The organism is Bradyrhizobium sp. WSM1417 (assembly GCF_000515415.1).
Classification (GTDB): Bacteria; Pseudomonadota; Alphaproteobacteria; order Rhizobiales; family Xanthobacteraceae; genus Bradyrhizobium.
Map to the genome: position 1 here is coordinate 4,919,475 of NZ_KI911783.1, position 12,220 is coordinate 4,931,694.

General features: G+C 61.4%; 15 protein-coding genes and 1 tRNA gene. 6 read left to right on the forward strand and 10 right to left on the reverse strand.

Annotated elements, in window-relative coordinates; translation table 11 throughout:
• Nucleotides 1–116: 116 nt before the first annotated feature.
• The gene (locus BRA1417_RS0123865; RefSeq protein ID WP_027517970.1) at nt 117–1,070 is read left to right on the forward strand and encodes an alpha/beta fold hydrolase; all 954 of its coding nucleotides are present in this window, start codon (nt 117–119) and stop codon (nt 1,068–1,070) included.
• On the opposite strand, the gene BRA1417_RS0123870 is transcribed toward BRA1417_RS0123865, so the two are convergent.
• The 3 genes from BRA1417_RS0123870 to BRA1417_RS0123890 form a co-directional block, all read right to left on the reverse strand.
• Complete coding sequence (locus BRA1417_RS0123870; protein ID WP_051448375.1) at nt 1,067–2,002, reverse strand: septal ring lytic transglycosylase RlpA family protein; 936 nt, start codon at nt 2,000–2,002, stop codon at nt 1,067–1,069. The genes BRA1417_RS0123865 and BRA1417_RS0123870 overlap by 4 nt on opposite strands.
• 673 nt (nt 2,003–2,675) lie before the next feature.
• On the reverse strand, nt 2,676–2,924 hold the full coding sequence (locus BRA1417_RS0123885) for a hypothetical protein (RefSeq protein ID WP_156948889.1): 249 nt from the start codon (nt 2,922–2,924) through the stop codon (nt 2,676–2,678).
• Nucleotides 2,925–3,013: 89 nt separating this feature from the next.
• Complete coding sequence (locus BRA1417_RS0123890) at nt 3,014–3,331, reverse strand: DUF1476 domain-containing protein (protein WP_027517973.1); 318 nt, start codon at nt 3,329–3,331, stop codon at nt 3,014–3,016.
• 232 nt (nt 3,332–3,563) lie between these two features.
• Between BRA1417_RS0123890 and BRA1417_RS0123895 the strand changes: the two genes are divergently transcribed.
• Nucleotides 3,564–3,788 (forward strand): hypothetical protein, encoded by a 225-nt coding sequence (locus BRA1417_RS0123895; protein ID WP_027517974.1) that lies wholly within the window; start codon nt 3,564–3,566, stop codon nt 3,786–3,788.
• Nucleotides 3,789–3,837: 49 nt separating this feature from the next.
• Here BRA1417_RS0123895 and BRA1417_RS0123900 read toward each other — a convergent pair whose 3' ends face one another.
• The 4 genes from BRA1417_RS0123900 to BRA1417_RS0123915 all read right to left on the reverse strand — a co-directional run bounded on the left by BRA1417_RS0123900 (nt 3,838) and on the right by BRA1417_RS0123915 (nt 7,373).
• Nucleotides 3,838–4,029 carry a hypothetical protein gene (locus tag BRA1417_RS0123900; RefSeq protein WP_007591059.1) on the reverse strand — a complete coding sequence of 64 codons (192 nt, stop codon included), beginning with the start codon at nt 4,027–4,029 and terminating at the stop codon, nt 3,838–3,840.
• Between the two features lie 130 nt (nt 4,030–4,159).
• Nucleotides 4,160–4,855: an endonuclease/exonuclease/phosphatase family protein gene (locus tag BRA1417_RS0123905; protein ID WP_035969504.1), complete on the reverse strand. Its 696-nt coding sequence runs from the start codon at nt 4,853–4,855 to the stop codon at nt 4,160–4,162.
• Entirely contained in the window at nt 4,855–6,990 is a 2,136-nt protein-coding gene (locus BRA1417_RS0123910) for a VTT domain-containing protein (RefSeq protein WP_245286265.1), read from the reverse strand. Before BRA1417_RS0123910 ends, BRA1417_RS0123905 begins: the two co-directional genes overlap by 1 nt.
• Nucleotides 6,991–7,076: 86 nt before the next feature.
• Nucleotides 7,077–7,373 (reverse strand): hypothetical protein, encoded by a 297-nt coding sequence (locus BRA1417_RS0123915; protein WP_027517977.1) that lies wholly within the window; start codon nt 7,371–7,373, stop codon nt 7,077–7,079.
• Nucleotides 7,374–7,680: 307 nt separating this feature from the next.
• Between BRA1417_RS0123915 and BRA1417_RS0123925 the strand changes: the two genes are divergently transcribed.
• A complete protein-coding gene (locus tag BRA1417_RS0123925; protein ID WP_007591053.1) occupies nt 7,681–7,887 on the forward strand; it encodes a hypothetical protein in 207 nt (68 codons plus the stop codon).
• Nucleotides 7,888–7,928: 41 nt separating this feature from the next.
• On the opposite strand, the gene BRA1417_RS0123930 is transcribed toward BRA1417_RS0123925, so the two are convergent.
• A complete protein-coding gene (locus BRA1417_RS0123930) occupies nt 7,929–8,684 on the reverse strand; it encodes a DUF2786 domain-containing protein (protein ID WP_027517978.1) in 756 nt (251 codons plus the stop codon).
• A gap of 383 nt (nt 8,685–9,067) precedes the next feature.
• On the opposite strand from BRA1417_RS0123930, the gene BRA1417_RS0123935 reads away from it, so the two are divergent.
• From BRA1417_RS0123935 to BRA1417_RS0123945, 3 genes are all read left to right on the forward strand, one after another.
• Nucleotides 9,068–9,589, forward strand: coding sequence for a DUF4145 domain-containing protein (locus BRA1417_RS0123935; protein ID WP_084462507.1), 522 nt, complete (start codon nt 9,068–9,070; stop codon nt 9,587–9,589).
• A 153-nt stretch (nt 9,590–9,742) separates the two neighbouring features.
• A complete protein-coding gene (locus BRA1417_RS0123940) occupies nt 9,743–10,186 on the forward strand; it encodes a hypothetical protein (protein WP_027517980.1) in 444 nt (147 codons plus the stop codon).
• A gap of 139 nt (nt 10,187–10,325) precedes the next feature.
• Nucleotides 10,326–11,069: a DUF4145 domain-containing protein gene (locus tag BRA1417_RS0123945; RefSeq protein WP_027517981.1), complete on the forward strand. Its 744-nt coding sequence runs from the start codon at nt 10,326–10,328 to the stop codon at nt 11,067–11,069.
• Between the two features lie 212 nt (nt 11,070–11,281).
• Here the strand turns inward: BRA1417_RS0123945 and BRA1417_RS0123950 are convergent.
• Together BRA1417_RS0123950 and BRA1417_RS0123955 are read right to left on the reverse strand one after the other, a co-directional pair.
• Nucleotides 11,282–11,371, reverse strand: a tRNA-Ser gene (locus tag BRA1417_RS0123950).
• 286 nt (nt 11,372–11,657) lie between these two features.
• Nucleotides 11,658–11,984 carry a hypothetical protein gene (locus BRA1417_RS0123955; protein ID WP_035969507.1) on the reverse strand — a complete coding sequence of 109 codons (327 nt, stop codon included), beginning with the start codon at nt 11,982–11,984 and terminating at the stop codon, nt 11,658–11,660.
• Nucleotides 11,985–12,220 lie beyond the last annotated feature (236 nt).

The following is a 12,220-nucleotide window of genomic DNA, read 5'->3' on the forward strand; positions in this document are numbered from 1 at the left end:
ACCGGTGCGAACAACAAGGGCTGGCCGCTTGTCCCGAGATTGCACGATTCTCGTCCCGCCCCTATCGTGGCACCTCAGATTTTCTGACCAAACCCCTGAAACAAGGCGGAAAAGCGATGTCCTCCACCCGCGCGATCAAGGCCAACGGCATCGACCTGTTCATCCGCGAAGCCGGTCAGGGGCCGCTGGTGGTGCTGTGCCACGGCTGGCCGGAACTCTCCTACTCCTGGCGCCACCAGCTCCCGGCGCTGGCGCAGGCCGGATTTCGCGTCGTCGCCCCCGACATGCGCGGCTATGGCCAGAGCGCAGCGCCGCCCGAGGCGACGGCCTATTCGATCTTCGATACGGTCGGCGACGTCGTCGGCCTCGTGCAGGCGCTCGGCGAGAGCAAAGCGATGGTAGTCGGTCACGACTGGGGTGCTCCGGTGGCCTGGCACGCGGCGCTGTTCCGGCCCGACATCTTCACGGCGGTCGCCGGCCTGAGCGTGCCGCCGCCGTTCCGCGGCCGCGGCAAGCCGCTCGACCTCCTGCGCCAGGGCGGCATCAGCAATTTCTATTGGCAGTATTTCCAGGCGCCCGGCGTTGCCGAGGCCGAGTTCGAGCACGACGTCGCGCGCACCATGCGCATCGTGCTCGGCGGGCGCGGCCTTGCCGATCCCTCCGCCGCCATGTTCGTGCAGGAGGGCAAGGGCTTTCTCGGCCACGGCAATCCGGAGGAGCCTCTGCCGGCCTGGCTCAGCGAGACTGACCTTGCTTATTTCACCGAAGCCTTCCGCAAATCCGGTTTTCGTGGCGGGCTGAACTGGTATCGCAACCTCGACCGCAATTGGGAGCTGACGGCGCCCTGGCAGGATGCGCAGATCCACCAGCCCTCGCTCTTCATTGCCGGTTCGAAAGACGCCGTCATCACCGGTCTGATCGGAGCCAAGCGCGTCAACGAGCTCGAGCGCGTGCTGCCCAATCTGAAGCGAAAGCTGATCATCGAAGGCGCCGGGCATTGGGTCCAGCAGGAGCGGCCCGACGAGGTGAATGCGGCGCTGGTGAAGTTCTTGAAGGAAAGCGCGGCCTAGTAGAGGCCGCGGCCGCTCAGGATGCCCCGGGCCTCGGCAGCGCCGTCCGAGGCGTAGGCGCCGGACGGTGTGCTGTCGGTCGCATAGCGGCCGTCCCCGTCATAGGACACGGCGCGGGCGTTCTGGAGCGCCCGGCCCCGGTTGCGGCTCGAGGCCGACATTTCCGAGGTCGCACTGAGTGAAGCCATGTCGGCGGAGGTGTTGCCGAGATTGTAGGGCCGTCCCTCCGGCGTCGGAACTTCTCCGCGCATGGCGCCGCGGTTCGAGGACGGCAGCTCCGGCACGAACGGCCTCGCCGAGGCGACCCGGACCATCGAGGGCGAAGGCGCCGGGGTCCCGGTGCGCAAGGTGGCCATCAGCTGGCGGTCGTCAGAGCCTTCCAGCGGCGCCCGGCCGACATATTCGACACGGACCTTGGCGATGCCATTGCCTTTGAATTCAAGCAGTTCGGCGGCCTTGTTCGAGACGTCGATGAGCCGGTTGCCGTGATAGGGCCCGCGGTCATTGACGCGGACGATCAGCGACTTGCCGTTCGAGACGTTGGTCACCCGCGCATAGGACGGCATCGGCAGGGTCGGATGCGCCGCGGTCAGCGAGCCCATGTCGAACACTTCGCCATTGGCGGTCAGGCGGCCGTGGAAATCGTCGCCGTACCAGGACGCCATGCCCTCGGCGCGGTAGTTGACGTCCTCTTCGGGCACATAGGTCCGGCCGCCCACCACGTAGGGCTTGCCGACGCGGTAGGCGCCGCCGCCCTTCGGGACCGGATCGCCCAAAGCCACGACCCGGGGGCTCGAGGACACGCCGTATTTCGGATCGACCCGGCTGGCGAATTTGTTGGAGGAGGCGCAATTGGCGAGCGCAAGGCAGGTCGCGGCCGCCGCAGCAACGCGCGCGGCCCGCAAAACCGAATCTGACCGTCGGATCCCCATTCGCCCCAAATACCACTTTGCCGGAAGCGTACCTAACCCGCTTTGGCTACGGGGCAGCGCTGTCCGGTCCTTTGCTCCGAGGCGGCCCACCACCGCGTCGGAAGTGGTAACGATAACGCAACCCGAACACGGCGGAAATGGGGAGCGCACAGCGTTCACGCCGGGATGGTAAACGGGGCGTATGCGTTCGCCCCGTTGAACTACGGGGCGCGGGCGCCCTGCTCTGTGCCGCGCCTGGACATTCTGTTGCGCCAAATCCTCACTCCACCCCCATTGTCGCGCGGCTCACTGGAATTCTTTTGACTGTGCAAGGCCGCCCGCGTTTTCTCGCGTGCAGGGCGGAATGGAATGAGACGATGATCGAGACGGTTTCGGCACTGATGGGTTTGGTAAGCGCGGGGATCTTCCTGGCCCATGCGTTTGAAGGTTACCGCACGAGGGCCTGAGGCACTCGCGCGGGCGGCAAGCATCACCCTTTCAAGACGGCGCGTTCGGACATTTTTAATCGATCCGATCGAGCATCGCAGACGAGAGCGGCAGGTGTCCCATGCGCAACCATGACCTCGTATCCGATGGCTTCCTGGCATTGACCGCCGGTGGTTTGGTCCTGCTGTGCTCCAGCCTCATGGCATTGGCCTTCGCCTGAGCACCCAGCACTTCCCGAAAAATACGCTTAGCGCAGTCCAAGCAGCGAACGCCGATAGAGGCTGTCACGGGCTTCGCTCAGGCAGACGAAGCTGCCGTCAAATCCCTGGGCGTACCGCTTCTGGCCTTTGCCGTAGTAGACGCCTTTGCTGAAATCGAGCCAGACGACCCGGTCGTGCGGGCAATGACGTTGCGCCTGCGCCTCGTAGCGAAATGGCGTCAGCGGCGTGGCCGATACTTCAGCGCCGCTGCAGCCAATCAAGATCGCAGCAATCATCGCGCCGGCCCATTTGCCGAAGCTGCTCCAAGATACTCCGCAAGACACCACCCGCCTCCCCATCCCAGCCGTCGACGGCCGCCTTGCTTTCACTTGTCCGCTTCGAGTTGCTGCAACGCCTGGTGCATGCATTCCTGAAGCTTGGCTGCGACCTCTTCGCGCGCGACGCCTTTGGCGGCAAGATCGCCTGCCACCTTGTCGAGGATCTCGTCCATCGTCTGCTTCTCCAGATGGTCCGTCACCAACGCCGTGGCGTAGCTGGCCGCGGCATCGCCGCCGAGGCCGAGCTGGGTTGCGGCCCAGAGCCCGAGCAGCTTGTTGGATCTCGCCGTGGCCTTGAACATGAGCTCCTCGTCGTGGACGAATTTGGCCTCGAAGCCCTGCTCGCGCTTGTCGAACGTGGTCATGGTCAGCTCCCTTGTCGTTTTCGCTGATCGGGATCGGACTGGCTGGAAGCGAACGTCTCCGTGGTTCAGGATCATTTCAAGCTTCCGGCGGAAGCCAAACGCCGTCAAGCCCGCTGGGCGTGTCCAAGGCACCCCACCAGCTCCACGCCAGACAGCTCTGCTAGGCTAAGATGTTTACCGTTCGTTAAGCAGACTCAGCGCCGCATGGCCCGGGGATATCGAGAGCTGACGCATGAACAAAGAATTGCGGGAGTTTCGACGGCTTGAACGGGTCTGCCTGGAGCAGGCAGCCCTCTCCACCATGGACCTCGCGCGAGGCGGGTTGCTCAAGGTCGCCGAGGATTGTCGCGTCGCAGCTGAAGCGATCGAGGCGCAATCGCCGCGCAGACCTTTCGCAAGTGCCGTACAGGCGCTGAAGCAGGCGTTGAGCGTGACGCGCGTCCCGCACCGGCATTGAGGCAAGCGCTCGCGAGCAAGGATATCTTTGACGGGGCGACCAGGTTCGGTCAGCCTTTCGCCTCCGTCTGTTCACGTGCCAACCGTTCGGCCCTCAGCCGTTCCTTGTTGGCATAGAACGCCTTCTGCGCCGCTTCGTGATCGCGCATGGCTTTTTCGGCTTCGATACGGCGTGTCGCATCGCGCGCCTGCCGCTGTTCGGGGGTCAAGGGCTTGCGCCGGTAGGAAATGTCTTCCGTCATGGCCAGACAACGCGGAGGTCAGGAAACGGTTCCCCTCGGGTCCCGCCGCGCGGCAGTGTGGGCCCGACTGCATAATGTGCGAAAACAACCCCATGCACAGTAGCCAAGTCCTTCTGCAGACAGCACTTTTTTATCGCACTTTTGATGCGTTTGACCCCGCAGGGATCTCGATGTCTGCAATGACAGGCAAGTGGTCTGAATAGGCCCTCGCCCCTTGGTCGGTCCAAACCTTACCGATCGGGCTGTCGGAGGTCGCATAGATCCGGTCGAGCCGCAGAAGCGGCAGATGCGACGGGAAAGTTCGCAGCCGCGTCCGGTTCGGGCAGACCTGCGCGAGCACGCGCCGCACCGATTTGATCCAGAACCAGTCGTTGAAATCCCCGAGGACGACGGTTCTTCCAGGTTTCACCAGCCTCACCAGCGCCTGAGCCTGCGCATGGCGCTCGTGGATGCTCAAGCCGAGATGCGTGGCCACCACGCGGACATCGCCGACCGGCGTCAGCAGTCCCGCGGCGATCGCTCGGCGCGGCTCGCGCTCACGATAGGACACGTCGACGATCTCGGGCGGGCCGGAGAATGGGAAGCGGCTCAGGAGCGTCTGGCCGTATTCGCCATCGGCCGTGACGATCGACTTGGCGTGAACACGGTGATCGCCGACGACACTCGCCAGCTTCGCAAACGGATCGTCCGATCGCGATCGCGAATCCACCTCCTGAAGCGCAACGACATCGGGAGCCCATTTGCGAATGATGGAACAGATACCCTCGAGATCGAACTTCGGATTGAGATTGAAGGAGCCATGCACATTCCACGTCATGAAGCGCATCAGCGCCTCCCGGCGAGCCACGTCGCGACGAATTGCGCGCCTGCGCAGATCGCGAGCCAGCCCAGGAACGCCAGTACCAGGAGCAATATGTTGAGCCAGGACGCATTCCTGGCGAGATCAGCGATCTGAGCTCCCAAAACTGCCATGGCGAGAATGCCGGGCGTCATGCCGAGCAGCGTTCCGACCAGGAAGTCACGCAGGGGCAGCGTGCTCGCGCCAGCCACGACATTCACCACCGAGAACGGCGCGATCGGAATCATCCGGATGACGACGACAGCCAGAATGCCCTTGCCGACAACACGTTCCTGGATACGCGCGGTACGTCGCCCCAGCAAACGCTGCAGGCGTTCGCGGCCGAGTGCCCGTCCGATCGCAAACAGCACGAAGGCGCTGAGCAAGACTCCCGTGATCGCGGTGACAAAGCCTAGCCACGGCCCTAGTGCGGCAGCAGTTGCCGCAATGAGCACGAGAACCGGAAACACCACCAACCCGCCGACGACGAAAGCCGCAATCGCGAACGGCGGCCCCCAGAGGGATTGCGAATAGGCAGACAGAAGCGTCGACATCCGGCCCGTGTCGGCGAAATCGCTCAACGACGTGTATGACCAGGCCATCGCCAATCCCAAGAGCGCCACGGCTATCGAGACCATCCCGATGATCGTCTTCGTGCTCCACATGCGCGATGCCGCTCGCTCCAGATGCAGAGGCCGCTCGGGGTCCGCCACCGGCTGAACCATCGTGGCCAGAGTGCTGGTCAGCACCGAGGATTCCACGTCCCGCAGCGCCTTCGTCCCACCTTGTCTTGAGACGTCGTCCAGGAGCGCAAAAAGACGATCGTCGTTTTGCGCTATGGCCTGTTCGTCGAGGCCGCAGAAATGGCCGATCAGGCGACGGCGGACCGAGGCGATGAAATTCCGATGCTCGTCTGATGCGGCTTCAAAGATCAGGTCACATTCGCTGTCGGCGCCCATCGATCGATTGTTTAGATTGGCCGAACCGATCCTCAAGATCCGATCGTCGACGATCATGAGCTTGCTGTGCACCATCACGGCCGCTTCCGTATCCCCGTTCCCCGACACCGGGTAGACGAAGCGGATGCGATCGGCGATGCCGGCCGAACTGAAGCAGTCGATGAAGGCGCCCCGGCCGTTCTGCATGGCCTGGGATTCCAGCCACGAGGAATGCAGTTTCGGCGTGACGATCAGAACCCGAAGCGAAGGCACGCGCTGCATCTGCTCCGCCAATTCGCGCGCGATCTTGGTGGCGCTGGTGAACTGGTTCTCGACGTACACGAAGCTCGTCGCGGACCGGATCGCTGCGATCAGCGAGCGTTCGACCTCCCTGAGCGTCGAACCCGCCGGACAGACCACCTCGGTCCTGGCGATCCCCACCGGCATATGCTCAGCCTCGACCGGAACATTCGCCGGCCAGCGCAAGCTTTTCAGCGGGCGCCGATCGTCAATCTGTTGGCCTGCCGCGCGCCAGCGTTGCTCTACTAGGTCGAACAACCGCGCCGCCGCGTGCCCGTCGACCATGCATTGAACATCATGAAATGGCAGGTATGGCTTGCCCTGGGGATCACGGCGCGATGCGTGGTCGGCGCGATGATCACTGGTGTCCCAACGCCTGATCGTCAGATCGAGCCCGCCGACGAACGCCAGTGAACCGTCGACACAGACGATCTTCTGGTGTTGGGCCGACCCAAATGGAAGCGTGGAATCCAGGTGAAACCGGACGCGGCCATCTGTGTCGGCGGTAAATTTGGCCGCGGAATTCCATTCCCTCTCGGAAGCGTAGAACGAGACGAAGTCCCAGATGAGAATGTTGATCCGCAAGGTGGGACGTCGCTGGACCAGCGCGCGCAGGAATGGGCCGAGCTGTTCCGGCAAGCCGTCATCCGCTCGCCCGGATTCTCCCACCAGCCTTGTTTCGCTATGGATATCCCAACCGACGATATAGACGAGATCCTGCGCCTGCAGCAGTGCCTCGCGCAGCGCCGCGAAATAAGCGGCAGCATCATTCAGAACCGCCACACGACGCGCCTCGCACCGCCGCCAGACGGTGTCGCCGGGGATCAGGGTCGATGAGCTCTGAAGCAGGGAGACCTCGCCATTTGCGTTCGCGTTGAAACGCACTGAACGCGCAAGGGGTTCCCCAACTTAGAAACCAGGGTTCACTGTTCAGCGTGTGCGGATTCCGGCGCCACAGTCTCCCCTCGCCGCTACTTGGTTCGGACCGCCCTTGCACCAGCGCCTTTCAAGGCGTCTGCGATCTTCTCGGGCGCATCGCCATGAAAATCCACGGAGACCTCGATCGGACCTTCCAGCTTCTGATGCCCCTCCGGCGCAGGCGCGGCCTTGGCGTCAGGACCGGCGGTGCGTGTCCCCGACGTGTTCGCACCACCGGCGGCCTGGACGAAGACGTCGCTTCGCGGCACGCCGCATTCCTGCACGACATGCTCAACCGCAAGCTCGGCGCCACGGCGCGTGTCGAATTCTCCGATGATCGTGCTTTCCAAGGGCGCCCTCCGTAGTTGGACCAGCATGCGAACAACAGGTCAGCGAGGGTCAGGTTCCTGAACGCGCGGGCGTTTAGAACCGGACGATCCCGAACACGACAAGCAGCGCGAGAGTGATCAATCCGGAGACCAGCAGCGAGCCGAGGCATCCCAGCCGGTTCGAGAAAAAGAAGAACATGCGTCGCCCATCCTGTAGTTTCGTGCCGGGCTAAGTTCTCCCATTCGACAGCGTTCCTGGCGGCGTTTTGGGACGCGCGAATAAGAACCAATCCAAGAACTAATCATGGAGCGGGACGTTGAGTCCGCGATGTCAGACGCTTTTGATTATTTCCGGGCGCATGCGGTCCGAGCCCTTTGCAAGGCCCGGGCGATGCCGCGCGGACGCATGAAACATCTGCAAACCGTCGTGGCCCGGATCTACCACCTGCTGACCAAGGAGGCTGCGTACGGGCCGAACCTGCAGCATATGGACGACTTCCGCGCAGCCCAGAAGTTGGAGAAGTCGATCGACTGAACTGCAAGGACGGTGACGCTGCACGCCCTCCCCCGACGCGTTCAGCTGCCTTTGGGAGCGGTCCTTGACTGCGACTCGCCAGGGGACTCGCCAAGCCCGGGATTGATGGCGAGCGACGCGCCGGCGGCGCCGCCGGCTTCATAGGCCGTCATCGACACCATCCGGCTGGCGCTGCGCTGGGTCCGCATCTTCAGGTCCAGCTTGTCGAACTCCGCATCGACCACCGAGGTCTTGAGGACCACCAGCCCGCGGCCGGTGCTTTCGTTGACCTGATCGCGACCAGCCTTGATTGCCACCAGCCTGTCCGCGATGGACGCCACCATCCCGAGCGCGAAGGAGGCATTGGCCAGATGCCGCTCCTGGTGCCGGAACCCGCTGTAGTCGATCGAGGTCTTGAAGCGGCCAAGTTCGGCGCGCACGGCGCCGTCGATCAACTCGGCCAGATAATGCGCGACCTCGACATCCGCGCCGAGACCGAAGAACACATAGCGGTTCTCGCCGGCCGGGCTCTTCTCGCGCCAGACCCGACAATCGCAAAAACGAGCGATCGCGCCGATGCAGTCGTCGAGCGGAATCCGCTTCTTGCGAAAAGTCTCGTAGACCCTCCGCTCGCACTGCGACGCCCGCAGTTCGACGTCGGACAGCGACAGATCGTGGCGATCCAGCAGCTCGGCCACCTTGGCAGCCGCAGACAGCGCCTCGTCCTCAGTACAGCCATTGGCGATGGTCTTGGCGCGCAACGCGTGAATGCGGAGCTTCAGCTTGTCGAGCGCGGGTGGAGTGGAGGTTTGATGCAGGGATCACCTACCCCGGAAAGCCTGACCGACACACCGGTCGAAAAAAAACTGGCGGAAGGGGTGTCAACCGAAGGGCGCTGATTTCCTTCACTAATCTGATTATCTACGGTCCAACCCACGCCCTGCCCCACGCGACGCGTACCACTTGGACGAAGCCTTGTGAATACTGCGGACAGACGAGAAAACTTCTCGATGCGTGCGAAAAGCCCGTGTCACTATCGGATGTTGATTCGCAGAAGGCGCCGATAATGAAATGCCCGCATTGCACGATAGCAATTCACGAGGATTGGTCGATTACAGCGATCACTACCGACGATCACAAGGACACAAACTGGCGCATCCAATATATGAAGTGTCCCGCGTGCAGGAAGCCCATCCTCCGCATGGGCGGCCTCGAAGTCAGAAACAACACCCTGGCGGTGCATGAATGGCGTCAGATTTTTCCCGTGGGATCGAACCGCGGACCCGTGCCCACGGAGGTGCCGAAAGACATTGCAGCTGACTACAACGAAGCCGCCCTCGTTCTACCACTTAGCTCAAAGGCCTCGGCCGCCTTATCGCGTCGATGCCTTCAATCCGTACTAGACACCGCTGGCTACAAGCAAAAGGATTTGTCACAGCAAATCGATGCTGTGCTTGCGCAAACTGACACGACCAAGGCTCTGCCTACCGGAGTTCATATGATCGTGGATGCGATCAGGAACTTTGGCAATTTTTCCGCGCACAGGATTACCGACAAGACCTCCTTGCAGGTGATTGAAGTTGAACCGCACGAGGCTGAGTTTTGCCTAGACACGCTGGATGCGGTGTTTGACCATTATTACGTCAAACCTGCGCAGGCCAAGGCCATGAAAGACGCTCTTAACGCCAAGCTAGCGGCGGCCAAGAAGCCGGCAGCCAAATAGTAAAGGACCGTTGTGCGAATATCGCCGAACGAAGAGGGGCTTTGGTTCTATTACAAGCTTGGCCGTGCCATTACGTCTTGGGCGCATGTCGAGCAGGCGCTGTGTTGGGTTGGGTGTTGCTCTTTCTCAAAGGCCGATCAGACGCAATTCATCGTGACCTTCTTCTCAATCGATAATTTCCGCAGCAAGCTACAAGTCGTTGACCGCCTCGTTGAGCAAAAATTCCCGCAGCATGTAAAAACCTGGGAACCACTGAAGATCGATACTGAGCGACTTTCGAGGATCAGAAATCAACTCGCGCATTATCCAGTGATGAACTACGTCAACGATGCGCCAGGCAGTAGAATTGCCTTGCTACCCAGGTTCAGCGCGAGGTCGAAGTTCAAGCAAAAGCTTCCTAAACCACCATCGGGCTCGCTCGGACTTCGGGATATCGTGCACGCGGAGGCGCGTTTCAACGCGCTGATGTTCGGGCTTGAGGGCTTCCAGCATACGTTGCTCGGGGACCAATCGATCTTTCCAGCATCTGCCGCAAACGCACCCGCTATTCCGAGTTTGGCAGACATATCGCGCCAAATGCGAACGATGCAGACATGAACCGGGCGGAGCAACTCCACAGCCAGTGGCGATCGTCTGGGCCCGCAAGGAATCGCCCCGAATGACGGAGCGGTTATCAAGACGCAATTGTAAGTTGTCGTCGCGCTGTGTTAGATCGCTGAAAATCAAGGAGTAGGTTATGGCCTTCGATCGAGAACTTTGGGACGATAGATTTTCCGTCAGTGCCGTCCCTGCCTTCACATGTCCGCGGTGCAGCAAAGGAACGTTGCAGTTTGACAAGAAGCAGTTTTGGAAGGTTGAGCCTAAATTCTCGGTGGATGCACACGGGCATGAAGATTGGGACCCTGAATGGGTCGATGAGCGATTCGCCATGTTCCTGAAGTGCAGCGCAGAAAAATGCGGAGAAATCGTCGTGGTGTCCGGCTCTGCATCAGTAGAGCAAGTCTACGATGAGGAATATGGTCCTAGCATGGAGAGCCTATTGGTGCCCGCGATGATGGTCCCAGCTCCTCCCATTATTCGCGTTCCAGAGAGAACACCTCAGGAAGTTCAAGCTGAGCTTCAACTTGCGTTTCAGCTCTTCTGGTCCGACCTAGGGGCTTCCGCCACAAAAATTCGTACGAGCGTCGAACGGTTAATGGACCATTTTAAGGTCGCCAAGTTCAAGAGAACGGGAGGCAAGCTTAAGCCAATTCCGCTGTTCACCCGTATTGAGACGTTCATCGCCAAAAATGGGAAGGTGGTTCATAAGGACCATTTGCATGCTTTGAGAGTGGTCGGAAATCTGGGCACACATAGCAATGCCGCAACGCGCTCGGACGTTCTCGAGGCATTTCAGATATACGAGCACGCCCTAGATGAGTTGATCGGCAAAAAATCGACTGTCATCGCAAAACTGGCTAAGAAGTTGAAGCAGAAGTAGTCAGTTGTCGATCTCATTTTGATTTCTGCTTGTGGGCCCGACACCCGCGGGCGCGTCGGATCTCCGCTACGCTGGCGAAGCCCAAGACCGTCGAATTGTCGTGCAAGCGCCCGACCCGCCGTTGCTCAAACCACAGAATTAGGGCAACTGCTAGGGCACTTGCCGGGCAAGATGCGGCCAGTGGATTGAATATCTAGCGATTCCGTTGAAACTGGCGGAAGGGGTGGGATTCGAACCCACGGTACCCTTGCGGGCACGCCGGTTTTCAAGACCGGTGCCTTAAACCACTCGGCCACCCTTCCAAACCCGGAATGGCTGTCGCTTAACGCAGTCGACGGCCCAAGGCAACGCGAAGTTCGCGCGGGCCCCGAAACGCCTCCGCCGCACACGATCTGTCAGGCGAGCGTCAGCCTGTTCCCTTGGCCTGTACGCCTCAGCCATCCGGACACCGGCGACATCTCCCAGGCCGTCGCGAGTTGCGAGGCCCAGTTTGGATTGACCTCCGTTTCCGGGCCTCGTTTGCTGCGCTCAAAAGCAAAACGGCGCCCGGTTGGGAGCGCCGCTTGAATTCTGCTTTGTTGCTCTAGCTCAGTAGCCGCCGCAGGACGCGCAGCCCATCTGCACCGGCGCATAATAAGAATACCCCGGCTGGACCATCTCGACGCGCTGGCGCGTGGCGTATTGCGGCGGGATGCGCTCGTACTGGACGCTTGGGGGCGCCACCATCACGGTCTGCGGCACCATCACGGTACGGTACTGCGCCGGCGCGCGGTGCGCCACGACGGCGCCCGGCGACACCATCACGGTCTCGTCGACGGTGCGGTATTGCGGCTGCACGTATTGCTGCTGGTAGCAGGTCGTGCACGGCGGCGGCGTGTAGCAATTGTAGCAGCCGGCGGAAGCAGCGCTCGTCATGGAGATCGCAGCGACGACGGTCGAGAAAACGGCAGCGAGAGTGCGAGACATTAGTGTGGTGCCCCAATTGCCCGAAATGGATTTGCGTAAGGTCGCATCAGTATACGCCGCAAAACCTTGCTTTGCCGAAGTTCGTCGGGGCATCCTTAATGCAAACGGCCGGCTTGCGCCGGCCGTTCAGAACTTATTGACCATGCGCGGTGCGTGACGCTTGCGATCACGCCCGCACGTGACGC